Source organism: Micromonospora sp. CPCC 205558 (genome assembly GCF_036902955.1).
GTDB lineage: Bacteria > Actinomycetota > Actinomycetes > Mycobacteriales > Micromonosporaceae > Micromonospora.
The window spans coordinates 40384-58954 of sequence record NZ_JBAKHR010000034.1; the positions used below are offsets into that span (position 1 = coordinate 40384).

An 18571-nucleotide genomic window follows, 5' to 3' on the forward strand; every position below is an offset into this window, starting at 1 on the left:
CTAACACTAGCCGCTATGAGGCCGATTCGGTCCCACGCAACACCCTCGTCACCGAACCTTGATCGCCAAGGGTGGCCTGACGGGCGGTTACCGGCGTTCGGGTACCGTCGAAGCGTGGGACGGGAGAACATGGGGGGTGCACCGGTGGCCGAGGTCGCGACCGACGAGTTGCAGGTCTGGGTCGACCAGGATCTCTGCACCGGCGACGGGCTCTGCGTGCAGTACGCGCCGGAGGTTTTCGAGTTCGACATCGACGGCCTGGCCTACGTCAAGGGCGTCGACGGTGAGCTGCGGATGGCGCCGGGCAGCCGGGTCGACGTCCCCGCGCACCTGCGACTCGAGGTGATCGACTCCGCGAAGGAGTGCCCCGGCGACTGCATCCACGTGGTGCGCGGCGACGGCGTCGAGGTCGCCGGCCCCGACGCCGAGGAAGACTGACCGCCGGCCGGGCCCCGCGGCCCGGCCGGCCCCAGAAGGGGTACGCCTCAGAGCATCGGACGGCCGACCACCGAGGCGACCAACCGCGCGAACTCCTCCAACCGGGCGATCTGCCCGGCGCCGCCGTCGTCGAGGGTCTTGCCGAAGCGCAGCGCGTCGTGCCGGGGTGTGCCGACCATCTCCTCGCTCGGCGGTGCCTCGTCCAACGAGGTGAGCAGCAGGTAGACGTCGATGCTGTCGACCCGGATCTCGCCGCTCTCGGAACGGTTGAGCCGTCGCCGGCAGCCCACCTCGGTGACTGTGGAGACCGGCACCACCCGCAGTGACGAGGTCATCGAGCCCGGCGGGCCCTCCTCCGGCGGTACGTCCTCGCCGTGCCAGAGGATGAGTCGGCTGCCATCGCAGACGACGACCTCCTGCCACACCCCGTTGACCTCGTTGACGAAGCGTTCCAGGGTGAAGCCGAGCACCGACGCGCCGCGCAGCACACCGCCGAGCGCCTCCAGGGCGACGTCCGGGTCACGCAGGTAGGCCCGCGCCGCCGACTCCAGGTCCTGGTAGGGCGACCAGTCGGGAAAGACCGCGGGGAGGTCTCCACCGCCGTAGCCCGGTCGGCTCATGCCAGCGTCTCCCCCTGCTCGGCGGTGCCGACACCCAGCTCGATGGTCACGGCCTGTCCATCTCCCCCGTACCGTTGGGCTGTGCGCCCGCGGCCTGGGCGGCGGCGGCCTGTCGGGCCGCCTCCGCCTCGCGCAGGTCCTGGCGGCGCTGCGCGTACGCCTCGGTGCCCTTGCTGGGTTTGCGGCGACGCGGTGGCGCGGTGACTCCCGGGGCCAGCTTGCGCGCGGACACCAGGAAGGCGGTGTGGGCGATCATCCGGTGGTCCGGCCGGACGGCGAGGCCCTCGGCGTGCCAGTCGCGCACCAGGGACTCCCAGGCCCGAGGCTCGGTCCAGCCGCCGCGCTCGCGCAGCGCCTCCACCAGCTCGGAGAGCTGCGGTGTGGTGGCGACGTAGCCGATGAACACCCCGCCGGGCACCAGTGCCCGCTCGACCATGTCGAGGGTCTCCCAGGGGGTCAGCATGTCCAGGATGATCCGGTCGAAGCCGGTCTCCTGGCACTGCGCGACGTCGCCGACGTGCAGGTGCCACGAGGGGTGCGGCCCGTTGAAGAACGCCTCGACGTTGCGCTTGGCGATCTGGGCGAAGTCGTCGCGCAGCTCGAACGAGTGCAGCTCGCCCTCGGTGCCGACGGCGCGCAGCAGGGAGCAGCTCAGCGCGCCGGAGCCGGCGCCGGCCTCGAGGACCTTCGCGCCGGGGAAGATGTCACCCATCGCGACGATCTGCGCCGAGTCCTTCGGGTAGATCACCTGGGCGCCGCGCGGCATGGACAGCACATAGTCCGACAGCAGCGGCCGCAGGGCCAGGAACGCGGTGCCGCCACCGGCGGTGGTCACCACGCTGCCGTCGGGGAGCCCGATCAGCGCGTCGTGCGCCAGGATGCCGCGGTGGGTGTGGAACTCCTTGCCGGGCTCCAGCGTCACGGTGTGCATCCGCCCCTTGGGGTCGGTCAGCTGGACCCGGTCGCCGGGCCGGAACGGCCCCCGGTGCACGGGTGTCAGAGCCGGGGTGGCGGGGTCGGCGGCGACGGTGGAGGGAGTTGCGGTCACGGTGTCATCTTCCGGTTGGGTTCGAGGAGCTGTGCCAGGTCCGCGATGTGCAGAATGCCGACGACATCTTCGCCTGACGTCACCACGTACTGCGCGCCCGGGTGGGTCTGTACGGCCTCCATCACCCGCTCGCCGTCCCACCCGAGCGACAGCGTGGGAAGTGTGCCCAGCGACCGGGCGACGGCGTCGACAGCCAGCCACGGTCGGCGCTCGACCGGGACCGCGTCGGCGGCGGTCGGGTCGACCAGCGCCACCGGCCGACCGGTGGAGTCGGTGACCAGCAGCGCGGCACCCGGCCGCCCACTCTCGGCGCGTCTGCGTTGGGCCTCGGCCAGCGGCGTACCGGTGGCCACCGGCCAGGTCGGACGGGCCAGCCGGTGGAGGTCGATCAGCGGGAACCGCCGGCTGACCCGGGCGGCCCGGATCGACTGCCCGGCGCCGCGCCAGAGAGTGACGGCGACCAGCAGCATCAGCGGCAGCGCCAGCGGCGCCAGACGCCGCTCGACGGTGAGGAGCAGCACCAGGGCTGCGGTGCCGACGGCGACGATCCGGCCGGCCCACCCGGCGACCTCGGTGCCGAGGTGCCGGTCGCGGGTCAGCCCCCACACGGCGGCGCGCAGCGCGCGGCCGCCGTCGAGCGGCAGGCCGGGCAGGCTGTTGAACAACGCCACGATGACGTTGCTGACCGCGAGCTGGAAGGCGAGCTGGTGGGCCACGGTCCCCTGGGGCAGGGCGAGCGTGGCGGCGACCGCCAGGACACCGAGCACCGCGGAGACCGCCGGGCCGGCGAGCGAGACCAGCAGGTCGACGCGGGGCGACGGGGCGTCCCGGTCCATCTCGGTGTAGCCGCCGAGCAGCTCCAGGGTGATCCCGCGCACACCGATGCCGTACCGGCGGGCGGTGAGGGCGTGGCCCAGTTCGTGCAGCAGCACCGAACCGAGCAGCGACACGACGAACCCGAAGCCGATCAGGTAGCCGCTGAGCTGCGGCAGGCCCAGTTGCCGGCGGGCGAACTCGCCGTACAGCACCGCGATGAACACCGCGAGCAGGACCATCGAGCCGTTCAGGTGCAGCGGCACCCCGAACACCCGTCCGACGTTCAGGCCGAGGCGTCGGTCTGGTCGGCGCGGCGGCCGGGTTGTCTGCTCCATCGCCACGATGCTACGGACCGTCGCTGTGCGGGGCGGGCGGCGGTCGGTGTCACACCCGTGCCCTAACCTTTGCCGACATGACGGCGGAATCGGTCACCACCTCCCAGCCCTCCCCTGCGGCGCAGGCGCCGCCGACGGTGCGGGCCTCGCTGTCCCCGTCGCGGGCGGCGGATTTCAAGACCTGCCCGCTGCTCTACCGGTTCCGCAGCATCGACCGGCTGCCCGAGCGCACCACGATCGAGCAGGCCCGGGGCACGCTGGTGCACGCGGTGTTGGAGCGCCTGTTCGACCTGCCCGCCACCGGCCGCACACCGGAGGCGGCCGGCGACCTGGTGGCCCCCCAGTGGGACCGGCTGGTCACCGAGCAGCCGGAGCTGGCCGGGATCTTCGACGACGCGGAGCCGGCCGGCCCGGTGGAGTTCCTCCGCTCCGCCGCCGGGCTGTTGCAGGGTTACTTCGCGGTGGAGGATCCGACCCGGCTGGAGCCAGCCGAACGCGAGAGCCTGATCTCCGCGGTCGTCGACGAGGAGTTGTTGATCCGGGGCTACCTCGACCGGCTCGACGTCGCTCCGGACGGCGCGCTGCGGGTGGTCGACTACAAGACCGGCGGCGCCCCACGGGAGGCGTTCGAGGCGCGGGCGTTGTTCCAGCTGAAGTTCTACGCCCTGGTGCTGTGGCGCACCCGGGGGGTGGTGCCCCGGGTGCTGCGGCTGCTCTACCTGCGCGACGCCGAGGTGTTGGACTACACACCGGACGCCGACGAGCTGCTTCGCTTCGAACGCACCGTGGTGGCGCTGTGGCGGGCGATCGAGCAGGCCACCGCCCGGCAGGATTTCCGGCCCCGGCCGAGCCGGCTCTGCGACTGGTGCAGCCACCAGGCGCTGTGTCCGAGCTTCGGCGGCACCCCGCCGCCGTTCCCGGTCGCCGCGGCGAGCGCCGACCCGCTGCGCGACTCCCGGTCCACCCCGGTAGCACCGGGCGCCGACGAGTAACCCCACCCACCCACCCCACCCACCACCCACCCACCCACCACCCACCCACCCCACGCGCCGCGCTCATCACACCCCGCGATCTTGCAGTTTCGGTTGTCGACATCGGGTGGTTTGCCCCAGCCTGTCGCCACCGAAAGTGCAAGATCGCGGCGCGGGAGAGGGTTCCGCGCGGGCCTGACCTCTACCGTGGTCCGCGACGGGCGCGAGGGTGACCGGCGACGCGGGACGGGAGACGAGATGACCGATCAGGCGCGGCCGGTGCGGATCCTGCTCGCCGACGACCAGCCGCTGCTGCGGACCGGGTTTCGGATGGTGCTGGGCGCCGAGAGCGACCTGGACGTGGTGGCGGAGGCCGGTGACGGCGTGGAGGCGGTGGAGTTGTCCCGCCGGCTGCTGCCCGACGTCGTGCTGATGGACATCCGGATGCCCCGGATGGACGGGGTGGCGGCGACCCGGGCGATCGTCGACGCCCGACTGCCGGTCCGGGTGCTGGTGCTCACCACCTTCGACCTGGACGAGTACGTGGTGGGCGCGTTGCGGGCCGGCGCCAGCGGGTTCCTGGCCAAGGACGTTCCGGCCGAGGACCTGATCGCGGCGATCCGCACGGTCGCCGGCGGCGACGCGGTGGTGGCGCCCCGGATTCTGCGGCGACTGCTGGACCGCTTCGCGGAGCTGCTGCCCGACCCGGCGGTGACCCCGTCGGCGGTGCTCGACGCGCTCACCGACCGGGAGCGCGAGGTGCTCGTGCAGGTCGCCCGAGGGCTGTCCAACGCCGAGATCGCGACGGTCCTCTCGGTGAGCGAGACCACCATCAAGACCCATGTCGGGCACGTGTTGACCAAGCTGCGGCTGCGCGACCGGGTGCAGGCGGTCGTGCTGGCGTACGAGTCGGGGCTGGTCCGCCCCCGGGCGTAGCCGCACCGGCCCGGGTACCTCACCTGGCGTACTCGAAGATCCCTCCGTGGGGGGACGGCTGCCGTTGCCGTCGTCACCTACCGTGACCGGAGATGGCTCGGTTCGGTTGACCCTCCTGTGGCGTCAGGTGGAAGTGTCGGTGCTGCTGCCGCCGCCGGGTGGGGAAAAACGGTCAACCGGTCGTCACGTCAGGGGCAACCCTGATCCGACATAGGGGTGCACCCGCAGCGGGAAATCCGCCGCGGGTCCCCCCTGGGTCGGACGGGACGGGCAGGCAAGGCACCGATGATTGAACAGTCGCGCCGGACCATCGGGGGGCGGCGTGCGTTTTCGGACAGACGGAAGAGGTAGATGACGTGACCGCGACGGTAGGCCAGCAGGCGCAGGCCGCGGCCCGGGCGAACGACGTGTGGAAGGTGTACGGCAGCGGCGAGGCTCAGGTCGTCGCGCTGCGGGGGGTCAGCGCCGAGTTCGAACGTGGCCGCTTCACCGCGATCATGGGCCCGTCGGGTTCCGGTAAGTCGACGTTGATGCACTGCCTGGCCGGCCTGGATTCGGTGACCCGGGGCACGGTGGCGATCGGCGAGACGACGGTCACCGGGCTGGGCGACGCGGGGCTGACGAAGCTGCGGCGCGACAAGGTGGGCTTCATCTTCCAGCAGTTCAACCTGCTGCCGACGCTGACCGCCAAGGAGAACATCCTGCTGCCGCTGTCGATCGCCGGCCGCAAACCGGACCCGGCCTGGTACGACACGGTGATCGAGACGGTGGGTCTGAAGGACCGGCTGGACCACCGGCCGGCGCAGCTCTCCGGTGGGCAGCAGCAGCGGGTGGCGTGCGCGCGGGCGCTGGTCTCCCGCCCCGAGGTGATCTTCGCGGACGAGCCGACCGGCAACCTGGACTCGCGCTCCGGCGCGGAGGTGCTCAACTTTCTGCGTAACTCGGTGCGGGAGCACGGCCAGACCATCGTGATGGTGACCCACGACCCGACGGCCGCCGCGTACGCCGACCGGGTGGTCTTCCTCGCCGACGGTGAGATCGTCTCGGAGCTGATCGAGCCGACCGCCGAGACGGTGCTGGACACCATGAAGAAGCTGGACACTCCGGCCGAGGTGGGCAACTGATGTTCCGGGCGACGCTGAAGAGTCTGCTGGCCCGCAAGGTCCGGCTGATCCTGTCCGGCCTGGCGGTGGTGCTCGGGGTGATGTTCGTCTCCGGCGCGTTCGTACTCACCGACACGCTGGGTCGCTCCTTCGACTCGATCTTCGCCGACGCTTATTCGGACGTCGACGTGAACGTCGCGGCGAAGCCGAAGGTGCAGGTCAACGAGATGGAGGGTGAGCAGACCGCCGCCCCGCTGCCCGCCGCCGTGGTGGACCGGGTCACGCAGGTGCCGGGGGTGGCGTCGGCCACCGGTGTCGTCGCCGCCGACGGCGCTCGGATCATCGGCAGCAACGGCAAGGTGGTGACCTCGTTCGGTCCGCCGCAGTTGGGCGAGAACTGGACCGGCGAGGGCGAGCTGCTGCGGCTGCGTGAGGGGCGTGCGCCGCAGGCCGAGGACGAGATCGTCATCAACAAGGCGTTGGCCACGGCAGCGAAGGTGCAGGTCGGCCAGAAGGTCGGCGTGCTCACCGCGTTCGAGTCGAAGAAGCGGGATTTCACCCTGGTTGGTGTCGTCGGTTACAGCGGTGACCGGGACTCGATCGGTGGGGCCAACGAGGTCTTCTTCACCACGCCGGTGGCGCAGCGGCTGATGCTCGGCGAGCCGGACGTGTTCAGCAACATCACCGTGCGTGCCGCCGGCGGGGTCTCCGACGAGACGCTGCGCGACGACGTGAGCCGTACCCTCGGGGCGGACTACGAGGTGAAGACCGGCGAGCAGTTGGCCGCGGACGCCGCGGGTGGTCTGAAGGAGGGCCTGTCCTTCTTCAACAAGATCCTGCTCGGTTTCGCCGCGGTGGCGCTGCTGGTGGGCACCTTCCTGATCCTCAACACGTTCTCGATCATCGTGGCGCAGCGGACCCGGGAGTTGGCGCTGATGCGCGCCATCGGGGCCAGCGGCCGGCAGATCATCGGTTCGGTGGTGCTGGAGGCCATCGCGGTGGGGTTGATCGCGTCGGTGCTCGGCCTGGCGGCCGGTATCGGGGTGGGCGCGCTGCTGGCGTTCCTGTTCGGCAAGTTCGCCGGTGGGCTCACCCTGGCCGGGATCGGCGTGCCGGCGGCGGCGGTGATCGGTGCGTTCGCCGTCGGTCTGGTGATCACCGTGGTGGCGGCGCTGCTGCCGGCGCTGCGGGCGTCGCGGATCCCGCCGATCGCGGCCATGCAGGACGTGGCCACCCCGGACCGGCCGTTGACCAAGGTCACCGTGGCCGGGTCGCTGGTCACCGGCGTCGGCGCGGTGCTGCTGTTCCTCGGGCTCAGCGGCAACGCCGGCGGTCAGACGCTGTCCACCATCCTCGGTGGGGTGCTGTTCGCGTTCATCGGGGTGGCGCTGCTGACCCCGCTGATCAGCCGGCCGGTGGTGAGCCTGCTGGGCGCGATCTTCTCCTGGTCGGTGCCGGGCAAGCTGGGCCGGCTCAACTCCGGGCGCAACCCGCGCCGCACGGCGATCACCGCCGCCGCGCTGATGGTCGGCATCGCGCTGGTCACCGGCGTCACGGTCATCCTCGACTCGGCCAAGGGCAGCATCAGCGCTCTCGCCCAGGACACCATCAAGGCCGAGCTGGTGATCGCCGGCGTGCAGGGCGGTCCGCGTCCGCCGTCCTTCGACCCGGGGGTGCTGGACCAGGCCAAGGCCCTGCCCGGTGTGCAGCTGGTCGACGGCGAGTACGGCGACATGGCGAAGATCGACGGTGAGAGCACCTGGGTGGCGGCGAGCAGCGACCCGGCGTCGCTGCGGCAGATCTTCGGGGCGAAGCCCACCGCCGGTGACATCGACCGGATCGGGCCGACCCAGATGCTGGCCAGCTCGGACACGGCCACCTCGCGTGGCTGGTCGGTGGGCTCGACGGTGAGCGTGCAGCTGACCCGGGGCGAGGCCCGCACCTACACGGTCAGCGGCATCTACGAGTCGTCGCAGCTGACCAACCCGGTGACGCTGCCGCCGGCGGCGGCGAAGAACTTCGCCATCCCGCAGCCCATCCAGGGCTTCATCCAGCTCGCACCGGGCACCCGGGTCTCCGACGTGCAACCGCAGGTGGAGGCGTTGCTCGCGGACAGCCCCGAGGTGTCGGTGGCCGACCGGGACGCGTTCATCAAGCAGCAGATGAGTTCGCTCGACGGACTGCTCACGATGATCCAGATCCTGCTCGCGCTGGCCATCGTGATCGCCGTGCTGGGCATCATCAACACCCTGGCCCTGTCGGTGCTGGAGCGGACCCGCGAGCTGGGTCTGCTGCGGGCGATCGGCCTGCGCCGGTCCCAGACCATGGGCATGATCACCGTAGAGGCGGTGGTGATCTCGGTGTTCGGCGCGCTGCTCGGCGTGGTGGTGGGCACCGGTCTCGGCGCCGCGGTGGTCGAGGCGCTCAAGGACGAGGGCATCACCGACCTGATCCTGCCCTGGGGGCAGATGGGGGTGTTCCTCGGTCTCGCCGCCATCATCGGTGTGGTGGCCGCGGTGCTCCCGGCCGTCCGGGCGGCCCGGATCAACGTCCTGGGCGCCATCGCCCACGACTGATCGGCACTGTCGAGGCCCCCGGTCGCCGTCCGCGCGACCGGGGGCCTCGGCCGTCCGGTCGTCGCGGTGCGCCCCTGACCCGCGCTGGGCGGGTCAGCTGGTCGCCGCGGCCCGATCGGCGAGCAGCGCCGCGAGCGAGTCCAGGTCCACGCCGGTCAGGCTCTCCACCTGGTGTACGCCGACAGTGCTCGGCAACGCCACCTCCGCCGGTACGGCCAACACTGCCGCGCCCGAGGCGACCGCGCTGGCCACCCCGGTCGGTGAGTCCTCGATCGCCACGCAACGCTCGATCGGCACACCCAGCAGCCGGGCCGCGGTCAGGTAGGGCTCGGGATGCGGCTTGGCCGCCACCACCTCGTCGCCGGCGACGACCGTGTCGAAGTTGTCCCGACCGAGGGTGTCCAGGGCGATCTCGACCAGTGCCCGAGGGCTGGAGGTGACCAGCGCGGTGGGGATTCCCGCCGCGCGGACCGCGCGCAACAGGTCGAACGCCCCAGGCTGCCAGGGCAGGCCGGTGCGGAACAGCTCCAGGATCCGGGCGTTGATCCACGCCGCGCTGATCTCCGGATCCCGTTCGGGCTGCCCCAGGTCGTCGTGCAGGATGCGCATCGACTCGGCCATCGCGGTGCCGATGATCGACTGGCGGGCGTCGACGGAGAGCTCCCCGCCGTACTCCTTCGCGAGCTCCTGCAACGCGACGTCCCACAGCTTCTCACTGTCGACCAGCGTGCCGTCCATGTCGAAGAGCACGGCGGCGGGGTAGGTGCTGCTCAGCGGAGCCTCCAGGGTCGTGGGCGACACCGGCGATCCTGCCAGCACCATCCGTGCCCGGTGGCGGCAACGGGCGCCGGAGTGACACGGGCAACCCGCTCAGCCCAGGTCGCACTCCGTCAGGGAACCCTCGTACCCCCGGAAGAACATGTCGGTGCGTTGCTCGGGGCTGCCGTGCGCGCCTTCGGCGAACCACGGCTGGTCCGGGTCGTCGCCGACCGCCGCCACCCCCTCCCGGAACTCGTCCAGGTCACCCTCGGCGAGGGTCAGGGCACCCGAGCGCACCGAGTCGCCGAGGTACGCCCCGGCCATGCAGTCGGCCTGCAACTCCTGCTGGATGGTGAAGCTGTAGTTGATGCCGAGCCGCACCTGGATGGCGTGTGCGTACTCGTGCCCGAGCAGGTAGAACACGAACGCGTCGCCGACCTGGCGGAACGCCGCCACCGACCAGGCGATGTCGTACGCGATGAAGTCGCCCTGTGAGCAGTAGACGGCGTTGTTGCGGGGCAGCCGTTGCCCGCCACAGGACACCTCGCCGTCGCGCTGGTACGGAATGATCCGCCGGATCGGCCGGAACCGCTGCCCCGACTCCTTGAACTGGGCCGCCCAGTACCGCTCGGCGACCGCCTGCGCGTCGGCGACGTCCTGCTCGAACTCGGCGATGCTGGTGGTGCTGTCGGCCCGGGTGGTGCTCGGCCCTGGGGAGGCGGCTGGCGGGTTCGCTCCGGGGCGCTCAGCCTCCGGCTCGGCGAGCCCACCGCCGGCGCAGGCGAGTGAGACCAGGGCGGCGATCAGCAGACCCGCCAACGGGCCCCGCGCGTCCCGTCCGAACCGTTCGCCCACTGTGCCTCCCCAGACATCGGTGCTCGCGCTGCGATGTACCCCGACGGTACGACCACCACGCCCATCACCGGTTCCACGTAGGGAGCGCCCGCACGGTTCACACCGAGCTTCGCCGTCCGGACGGTCAGGAGGATCGGTCAGCCGCTCGAATCCCGCCCGCGCTGCCAGGTATCACCCTGGTCACCGTGCCGTTCGGCCTCGTACCGGTGCTGCCGACCCCTGGCCTCCCGCCCCGCCGCCGGGTCGTGGTCCCCCACCTCGCCGGGCGGAATCCGCCTCCCCCGCCGAGCCACCACCCCGCCCGCGACACCAGCCACAACCACAAAAGCCCCCAGTACCACCCAGACAGTCCCCATCCCGCCAACCTAACCCCCACCCCCACCTCGCACCTCGCACCCCGCACCTCGCACCCCCCGGTGATCATGAAGTTATTGCCACTCGCGTCGGCGTGTCGTGGCAATAACTTCATGATCAACCAGGGGAGGGGGTGGGGTGCGCCGGCTTCTACCGGGCCACCGGGTCGCGGTGCGGGTCACGGGCTGGCGGCCAGGAAGACGAAGGCCGCCAGCAGCACCAGGTGTACGCCGCCCTGCAACACGCTGGCCCGGCCGGGCACCACCGTGAGTACGGCGGTCACGGCGGTGAGTGTGAGCAGGGCGAGTTGGGTGCCGCCGAGGCCGAGCAGCAGCGGGCCTTCCAGCCAGATCGAGGCGATCGCGATGGCGGGGATGGTCAGGCCGATGCTGGCCATGGCCGAGCCGAGCGAGAGGTTCAGGCTGATCTGCACGCGGTCACGGCGGGCGGCGCGGGCGGCGGCCAGGGTCTCCGGCAGCAGCACCAGCAGGGCGATGATCACACCGACGAACGCGTGTGGCAGGTTCGCCGCGGCGACGCCGGCCTCGATGGTCGGGGAGACGGTCTTGGCGTCACCGACCACCGCGATCAGCGCCACCAGCAGCAGCCCCAGGCTCGTCAGCGCCGCGCGGGTGGTTGGCGGCTTGGCGTGCTCCTCGGCATCGATCACCTGGCCGCGGCTGTCGACCGGCAGGAAGTAGTCGCGGTGCCGGCCGGTCTGCACGAGGACGAACAGCCCGTAGAGCGCCAGCGAGGCGACGGCGGCGAACGCGAGCTGGGCCGGGCTGAACTCCGGGCCGGGCCGGGCCGTGGTGAAGGTCGGAATGACCAGACTGAGGGTGGCCAGGGTGATCACGGTGGCCAGGGCCCCGCCGGTGCCCTCCGGGTTGAACACCGCGACGCGACGGCGCAGCGCCCCGAGCAGCAGGGACAGGCCGAGGATCCCGTTGCAGGTGATCATGATGGCGGCGAAGACGGTGTCCCGGGCGAGCGCCTGGGTCTTCTCCGGTCCGCTGATCATCAGCGTGACGATGAGGGCGACCTCGATCACGGTGACCGCGACGGCGAGCACCAGCGACCCGTACGGCTCCCCCACCCGGTGGGCGACCACCTCCGCGTGGTGCACGGCCGCGAGCACGGCACCCCCCAGGAGCGCCGCGACCACCACGATGATCAGGCCGGGCAGGTCCCGCCCCCAGGTGACGACCAACACCAGGAGAGCGAGCACGGGTACGACGAGGGTCCAGTCGGTCAGGCGGGAGCGCAGCAGGGCGGTCATGCCATACAGAGTGCCAGGCCAGGTGATCATGTGCCCACGATCGACGCAGCGTCTGCCGTGTCGCTGGTCCCGCAGCCCTACCGTCGGGCTCGCCGCCGCACCGGCCGGCTAGGTTTCGAGCTCCCGCCGCAGCTTGGCGAACTCGGCGGTCAGCGCCGGCAGGGGGAAGTGCGCGTTCAGGCCGCTGGGGTTCGGCAGCACCCAGACGCGGGCCGGGCCCAGCCGGTCCGGTCGCGGACCCAGGCCGGCCTTCGGTCGGGCGAAGGCGATCCGGTACGCGGTCACCCCGAGGATCGCCACCCAGCGCGGCCGATAGCGCTCGGCCTTCACCGCCAACCCGGCAACCCCGGCCACCAATTCCTCCGACGTCAGCTCGGCGGCGCGGGCGGTGGCCCGGTTGCTCAGGCTGGTGATGCCCAGGCCCTGACGCAGCAGTTCGTCGCCTTCCCACGAACGCAGCTGCCGGTCGGTGAAGCCAGCCCCGTGCAGGGCCGGCCAGAAGCGGCTGCCCCGCCGGGCGAACGGCTCCCCCACCGCCGCCGAGTAGAGGCCCGGGTTGTAACCGCAGAACAACACGCGCAGCCCGGGGCCGATCACGTCCGGAAGACCCCGGCCGGCCGCCGCCGCCACCTCCTGCGGGGTCGGCCGCCGCGGCGGCCCCGCACGCTCCGCGTCCACACCACCGATCCTGCCGTACGCCCCGGTGCCGGCACCGGCGCACGTCTTGACACCCTGAACGGATGCAGTCGACCGACCACCTCGCCGCCAGCCGCTACGCGCGGATGCGCTGGAACACTCCGCTGTCACAGGAGCACGCGGCATTGCTGCTGCAACGGCTCGACGTCCGCCCCGGCGCGCGCGTGCTCGACCTCGGCTGCGGCTGGGGTGAACTGCTGCTGCGGGCGGTCGCCGCCGGAGGCGTGTCCGGCCCGGTCCCGACGCGGGGTGTCGGCGTCGACACCGACGATGCCGCGCTCACCAAAGGACGGCGGCTCGCCGCGGCGCGGTCCCTGAACCGGCACGTCGCCTTCGTGATGGGGGAAGCGGCGGCCTGGCAGGAGCCCGCCGACCGGGTCCTCTGCATCGGTTCGGCACATGCCTTCGGCGGCACCGCGGCCGCCCTCGACGCCCTCGCCACCGTGGTGCGGCCCGGGGGACGGCTGCTGTTCGGCGACACCTACTGGGAACGGTCCCCCACGGCGGAGATCGCCGAGGTGTTCGGCCCGGAGGTGGCGACTCTCCCCGGGCTGATCGAGGCCGCCCGCGAGCGCGGCTGGCGGCTGCTGCACCTGAGCACCGCCGATCAGCGGGAGTGGGACGACTTCGAATCCACCTGGCTCGCCGGACGGCAGGAGTGGCTGTTGGCGTACCCCGAGGATCCCCGGGCGGCCGACGTCCGCGCGGAACTCGACGACCGGTTGCGCCAGTACGTCGGCGGGTATCGCGGCGTCCTCGGTCTCGCCTACCTCGTCCTCGGCCGCTGACTGGCGGGGCCATCCGGCCGGGTGTTGCGTCGGCGGCTGGGTGGGCTGGTCGCCGGTGTGGAGCGTGGGCAGAACGAGGCAGACGATGGCGAGCATCACGGCCGCGACGATGCCGTCGAGCCAGTAGTGGTTGCCCGTCGTCACGACAACCAGCAGGGTGACGAGCGGGTGCGCCAGCCACAGCCACCGCAGGCGCCCGCCGGTCACCGCGATGAGCGCGACGGCGACGGCGAGAGCCCAACCGACGTGCAGGGAGGGCATGGCGGCGTACTGGTTGCTCAACGCGTCAGTGTCGGGTGGGCCGTAGACCGCGGGCCCGTAACGGCTGCCGGTGTCCACCATGCCGGTCAGGGCGGTCAGTCGCGGCGGTGCCAGCGGAAGCAGGAAGTGCAGCGCCAGTGCGGCCGCGGTGAGCCCGGCGAGCATGCGACGCGTCCAGAGATAACGCACGGGGTGGCGTACGTACAGCCAGATCAGACAGATGGTCGTGGCCGGGAAGTGCACGTACGCGTAGTAGCCGTTGGCCAGGTGCACCAACAGCTCGTGGGAGAGCACGGGGCGTTGGAAGGCGGCCTCGTTGGGCAGGTGAAGCAGGCGCTCCACCCGCCAGACCCATTCCGCGTTTCCCACCGCGGTCGACCCCCGGTCTGCCGCCACCACCCGAGCGGCCTTGTAGATGAGGAACAGTGCGGCGACGAGCCCCAGCTCACGTACAGCCCGGCGCAGTGCGGCGGCTCGCCGGGCGGGTGCCGCTGGCAACTCCGCGGTATCCACAGACCCCTCGATTCGGTGACGTTCGCTCGTACCGGCCCCGGGTCGGACTGCCCGATGTCAGCGTCGGGGCGTCGATCCGTCAGGCGTGGTGTCGACGCGCACCTGGTCGAAGGCGGGAGCGCCGTCGACCGCGTCGGCGGCGAGGGCCGTCGAGGTGGCCGCGTCCGGCAGGTCGAGGCTGGTCCGCAGGGTGATCGGCTTGAGCAGGAGCGCGGCGATGATGCCGACGACCCCGATGGCGGCGGAGATGAGGAAGATGTGGCCGGTGGCGTCGCCGTAGGCGGCCCGGACGATGTCCTGGACCTGCTCGGGCAGGGCGGTGATGTTGAGGTTGCTGCTGCCCCCCGAACTGCCGGAGACGGGGATCCCCGCGGCGGTGAGGTCGTGGGTGATCTGGTCGCCGACCCGACGTGCGAGGACGGCGCCGAGCACGGAGACGCCGATGGTGCCCCCGAGCGACCGGAAGAACGCGACGCTGGAACTGGCCGCGCCGATGTCCTTGAGCGAGACCGTGTTCTGAACGGCGAGAACGAGGTTCTGCATGGTCATGCCGACGCCGACGCCGACGGTGAACATGGCGGCGCCGACCAGGACGAGCGACGTCTCGTGGTCGATGGTGCCGAGCAGTGCGAACCCGGCGACGAGCAGGATCGAACCGACGACGATGTACGGCTTGATCTTTCCGCTCCTGGTGATCAGCCGGCCGGCGACGATGGAGGAGCCGAGGACTCCGGCCATCATCGGGATGGTGAGCAGGCCTGCCTCGGTCGGGCTGTAGCCGCGGCCGATCTGGAAGTACTGGCCGAGGAAGACAGCACCTCCGAACATGGCCATGCCGACCGCGAGGCTACCGAGGATGGCCAGGGCGGTGGTGTGCTGGCGCACGATACCGAGCGGGACGACCGGCTCGGCCGCGCGCGACTCGACCCGGACCGCCAGGGCGAGCAGGACGAGCGAACCGCCCACCATGGCCGCGGTCTGCCAGGAGGCCCAGGCGAACGAGCCGTCGACGAAGGAGATCCAGATCAGCAGCACGCTGACACCGGCGGCGATCAGGCTGGCACCCAAGTAATCGATCTTGACGTTTTCGCGCCGTACGGTCGGCAGGTGCAGGGTGGCCTGGAGCAGGATCAGCGCGATGGCGGCTACCGGCACGCCGACGAAGAAGCACCAGCGCCAGCCAAGCCAGGACGTGTCGACGATGAGTCCGCCGAGCAGTGGGCCGCCGACCGTCGCGACGGCCATGACACCACCGAGGTAGCCGTTGTAACGGCCTCGCTCGCGCGGCGGGATCATGGCCGCGATCGCCACCTGGACGAGCGCCTGCAGACCGCCGACCCCGATGCCCTGGAACGCGCGGGCGGCGATGAGCTGGCCGGCGCTCTGCGAGAAGCCGGCGACGACCGAACCCGCCAGGAAGACCACGATGGCGACCTGGATAAGGGCCTTCTTGTTGAACAGGTCGGCGAGTTTGCCCCAGATCGGGGTGGTTGCCGTCGCGGTGAGCAGGGTCGCGGTGACCACCCAGGTGTACTGGTTCTGCGAGCCGTTCAGCGCTCCGATGATCTTCGGGAGCGCGGTCGAGACGACCGTGCTGCTCAGCATCGCGACAAAGAGCACCAGCAGCAGGCCACTGAGCGCTTCCAGTGTCCGCCGATGGGTCATCGGCTCAGCGCCGGCCGTGATGGTGGGTGCGCTCATCGCGCGGCCTCCAGATTGTCGTTGTCGTTGTTTCCGAGGGCGATCTCGATGTCGCGGTGAATCGCCCGAGGGCGGCGCTCAGCGCCGCCACCTCGCCGGGAGTCCAGTCGGCAAGCGCTCGTTCGAACACCTCGCCGTGCCAGCGGTGGCTGTCGGCCAGGGCCGCTTTCCACGTCTGCTCCCAGACACGAGTGTTGGTTGCCTCAAGCAAGCATCTACCGATCTTGCCCAGTGTGCAAGTTTGCTCATTGAGAAGCTGCTCACCCGCACGTATCCTCGGTGCGATGGACGACACGACCGGTCTGCGGGAGCGCAAGAAGGCGGCCACCCGCCTCGCCCTGCACGAGGCGGCCCTCCGCCTCGCCGCCGAGGAGGGAATCGACGCGGTGACGGTCGAGGCGATCGCCGACGCCGCCAACGTCTCCCGGCGGACCTTCTCCAACTACTTCTCCAACAAGGAGCAGGCCCTCTTTCACGGCGACACCATCCGCCTGCACCGGCTGTTGGAGCTGATCCGGGAACAGCCCGTCGACGAGGCGCCGTGGACCGTCCTGAGCCGGGCAGCCGAGCGCCTCATCGAGGAGGTTTTCAGCGATTCTGAGCCCTCCTGGCTGACCCAACGCAGAAAGCTGCGCGGGCACCCCGGTCTGGCTCCACATCAGGTGGCGGCGTACGCCGCGATCGAACGCGAGCTGGCCGCCGAACTCGCCCACCGGCTGACCGGCGACGACGTGGCACTGCGCTCCCGCCTCCTGGCCGCGACCTTCCTGGCCATCCTGCGGGTCGCCGTCCAGCACCATATCGAGCACCCGGGCGACCCGATGGCGGAAACCGTCCGGACCGCACTCGTCGCGGCCGCTCCCGCGGTGGCCCCCGGCGCACTGGGCTGAGGAGTCCCGGTGGCGTCGTCCAGTGGGTGGTAGTCAACGGGCGCGGTCTTGACGGAGCGCAGACATCGGAGGTTTACTGCCTCAGCGATAGAAGTCGATGCGCTCTGACCGTCCTTTGTGGTAGGTAGGGGCACCTCGGCGACGCGATCGCGTTTGGTCGCCACTGCCGCGCCGGCCGTCTCCCGGCGCTGTCGGTAGCGACGCGACGCTCCCCCCTCGGCGGGCGGGGAGCACCGGCACGGCAACCCGCACACAGCGCAGCGTCGCGCTCCCCGCAGGACGATCCCCACAGGTACGGCACCACCCCGCACCATCTCAGCCGAGCATCGGCGGCCCGGCTCCGTACCACCGCCAACCTCGGCCCCGGCGAGCCGCGAAGTTCCGTGACGCGCGCCTGGGTCATCGCTCAGCAGAGGAGCAAGACCATGCGTTCCCGTCCCCGCCTGTTGGCACTCGTCACCGGCCTGGCCGTCATGTTCGCCAGCCTGGTCGCCCTGCCAACCCCCGCCTCGGCGGCACCACTGACCAAGGTCCTGGTGTTCAGCAAGACCGCCGGCTTCCGGCACTCATCGATCCCCAACGGCATCGCCGCGATCCAGCAGCTCGGCTCCGCCAACGGCTTCACCGTGACGTCGACCGAGGACGCCGCCCAGTTCACCACCTCCAACCTGGCCCAATACCAGGCGGTGGTCTTCATGTCGACGACCGGCGACGTCCTCAACGCCAGCCAGCAGACGGCGTTCGAGTCGTACATCGCCGCCGGTGGCGGGTACGTCGGCGTGCACGCCGCCGCCGACACCGAGTACAGCTGGCCGTGGTACGGCTCGCTGGTCGGGGCGTGGTTCGACTCGCACCCGGCGATCCAGACCGCGACCGTGAAGATCGAGGACCAGACCAACCCGTCGACCGCGCACCTCGGCACCACCTGGGTCCGCTCCGACGAGTGGTACAACTACCGCACCAACCCCCGGTCCAGCGCGCGGGTCCTCGCCAGCCTCGACGAGTCGTCCTACAGCGGCGGCAACATGAACGGCGACCACCCGATCACCTGGTGCAAGGCGTACGGCGGCGGACGGGCCTGGTACACGGGCCTCGGGCACACCGAGGCGTCGTACACCGACCCGAACTTCACCCGGATGCTGCTCGGCGGCCTCCAGGTCGCCGCGGGTTCGGTCACCGCCGACTGCTCGCCGCGCACGACGACCCCGCCGCCCACCGTCAGCGGCTCGACCCTGCGGGCCCGCGCCAACAACCAGTACGTGAGCGCGCCCAACTCGACCACCGCGCTGATCGCCAACAAGACCTCCGTCGGCACCAGCGAGCGGTTCGACCTGGTCAACCTCGCCAACGGCAACGTGGCGCTGCGCGCCAAGAGCAACGGGCAGTACGTCGCGGCCGAGAACGCCGGTGCCGCCGCGCTGATCGCCAACCGGGCCACCGCCGGCGCCTGGGAGACGTTCCAGCTGGTCCGCAACTCCGACGGCACGGTGAGCCTGCGGGCCACTGTGAACAACCGCTACGTCGCCGCCGACAACGGGGGCTCCTCTCCGCTGATCGCCAACCGGACCTCCATCGGTCAGTGGGAGAAGTTCGACCTGGTCACCACCAACTGACCTGATCCCCCGCTCGTTC

The 18571-nt window shown here is 71.2% G+C and carries 16 protein-coding genes and 1 pseudogene; 8 read left to right on the forward strand and 9 right to left on the reverse strand.

The genetic code is table 11. The features are described 5' to 3' along the window. Nucleotides 1–144: 144 nt before the first annotated feature. The gene (locus V6U86_RS28680; protein ID WP_091408893.1) at nt 145–438 is read left to right on the forward strand and encodes a ferredoxin; all 294 of its coding nucleotides are present in this window, start codon (nt 145–147) and stop codon (nt 436–438) included. A 47-nt stretch (nt 439–485) separates the two neighbouring features. Here V6U86_RS28680 and V6U86_RS28685 read toward each other — a convergent pair whose 3' ends face one another. The 3 genes from V6U86_RS28685 to V6U86_RS28695 are packed head-to-tail and all read right to left on the reverse strand — an operon-like array spanning nt 486 to nt 3194. Next, nucleotides 486–1058, reverse strand: a complete 573-nt coding sequence (locus V6U86_RS28685; RefSeq protein ID WP_124771112.1) for a hypothetical protein — start codon at nt 1056–1058, stop codon at nt 486–488. Between the two features lie 46 nt (nt 1059–1104). Continuing rightward, complete coding sequence (locus tag V6U86_RS28690; protein ID WP_442935022.1) at nt 1105–2106, reverse strand: tRNA (adenine-N1)-methyltransferase; 1002 nt, start codon at nt 2104–2106, stop codon at nt 1105–1107. After that, nucleotides 2103–3194: a site-2 protease family protein gene (locus V6U86_RS28695; protein WP_442935023.1), complete on the reverse strand. Its 1092-nt coding sequence runs from the start codon at nt 3192–3194 to the stop codon at nt 2103–2105. The genes V6U86_RS28690 and V6U86_RS28695 overlap by 4 nt, the downstream gene beginning before the upstream one ends. 140 nt (nt 3195–3334) lie before the next feature. Between V6U86_RS28695 and V6U86_RS28700 the strand changes: the two genes are divergently transcribed. The 4 genes from V6U86_RS28700 to V6U86_RS28715 all read left to right on the forward strand — a co-directional run bounded on the left by V6U86_RS28700 (nt 3335) and on the right by V6U86_RS28715 (nt 8843). Beyond that, on the forward strand, nt 3335–4249 hold the full coding sequence (locus tag V6U86_RS28700) for a RecB family exonuclease (RefSeq protein ID WP_334508652.1): 915 nt from the start codon (nt 3335–3337) through the stop codon (nt 4247–4249). Nucleotides 4250–4486: 237 nt separating this feature from the next. Next, nucleotides 4487–5164, forward strand: coding sequence for a response regulator transcription factor (locus V6U86_RS28705; RefSeq protein ID WP_334508654.1), 678 nt, complete (start codon nt 4487–4489; stop codon nt 5162–5164). A 356-nt stretch (nt 5165–5520) separates the two neighbouring features. Beyond that, on the forward strand, nt 5521–6288 hold the full coding sequence (locus V6U86_RS28710) for an ABC transporter ATP-binding protein (protein WP_334508657.1): 768 nt from the start codon (nt 5521–5523) through the stop codon (nt 6286–6288). After that, nucleotides 6288–8843 carry an ABC transporter permease gene (locus V6U86_RS28715; RefSeq protein WP_334508659.1) on the forward strand — a complete coding sequence of 852 codons (2556 nt, stop codon included), beginning with the start codon at nt 6288–6290 and terminating at the stop codon, nt 8841–8843. The genes V6U86_RS28710 and V6U86_RS28715 overlap by 1 nt, the downstream gene beginning before the upstream one ends. A 93-nt stretch (nt 8844–8936) precedes the next feature. On the opposite strand, the gene V6U86_RS28720 is transcribed toward V6U86_RS28715, so the two are convergent. From V6U86_RS28720 to mug, 4 genes are all read right to left on the reverse strand, one after another. Continuing rightward, nucleotides 8937–9593 (reverse strand): HAD family hydrolase, encoded by a 657-nt coding sequence (locus tag V6U86_RS28720; RefSeq protein ID WP_334508711.1) that lies wholly within the window; start codon nt 9591–9593, stop codon nt 8937–8939. Nucleotides 9594–9713: 120 nt separating this feature from the next. Then, nucleotides 9714–10457: a neutral zinc metallopeptidase gene (locus V6U86_RS28725; RefSeq protein WP_334508661.1), complete on the reverse strand. Its 744-nt coding sequence runs from the start codon at nt 10455–10457 to the stop codon at nt 9714–9716. 532 nt (nt 10458–10989) lie between these two features. Continuing rightward, nucleotides 10990–12090: a calcium:proton antiporter gene (locus V6U86_RS28730; protein WP_334508713.1), complete on the reverse strand. Its 1101-nt coding sequence runs from the start codon at nt 12088–12090 to the stop codon at nt 10990–10992. A gap of 108 nt (nt 12091–12198) precedes the next feature. Next, a complete protein-coding gene (gene mug, locus V6U86_RS28735; protein ID WP_334508663.1) occupies nt 12199–12768 on the reverse strand; it encodes a G/U mismatch-specific DNA glycosylase in 570 nt (189 codons plus the stop codon). A 104-nt stretch (nt 12769–12872) separates the two neighbouring features. Here mug and V6U86_RS28740 point away from each other — a divergent pair, with 104 nt between their 5' ends. Next, nucleotides 12873–13574: an SAM-dependent methyltransferase gene (locus tag V6U86_RS28740; RefSeq protein WP_334508716.1), complete on the forward strand. Its 702-nt coding sequence runs from the start codon at nt 12873–12875 to the stop codon at nt 13572–13574. 141 nt (nt 13575–13715) lie between these two features. Here V6U86_RS28740 and V6U86_RS28745 read toward each other — a convergent pair. Further along, nucleotides 13716–14348: pseudogene (locus V6U86_RS28745) on the reverse strand (phosphatase PAP2 family protein); the annotation flags it as partial. A gap of 57 nt (nt 14349–14405) precedes the next feature. Next, nucleotides 14406–16049, reverse strand: coding sequence for an MDR family MFS transporter (locus V6U86_RS28750; RefSeq protein ID WP_334508665.1), 1644 nt, complete (start codon nt 16047–16049; stop codon nt 14406–14408). Nucleotides 16050–16333: 284 nt separating this feature from the next. Here V6U86_RS28750 and V6U86_RS28755 point away from each other — a divergent pair, with 284 nt between their 5' ends. Both V6U86_RS28755 and V6U86_RS28760 read left to right on the forward strand, forming a co-directional pair. Then, complete coding sequence (locus V6U86_RS28755) at nt 16334–16939, forward strand: TetR/AcrR family transcriptional regulator (protein WP_334508668.1); 606 nt, start codon at nt 16334–16336, stop codon at nt 16937–16939. 473 nt (nt 16940–17412) lie between these two features. Further along, entirely contained in the window at nt 17413–18552 is a 1140-nt protein-coding gene (locus tag V6U86_RS28760) for a ThuA domain-containing protein (RefSeq protein ID WP_442935024.1), read from the forward strand. Nucleotides 18553–18571 lie beyond the last annotated feature (19 nt).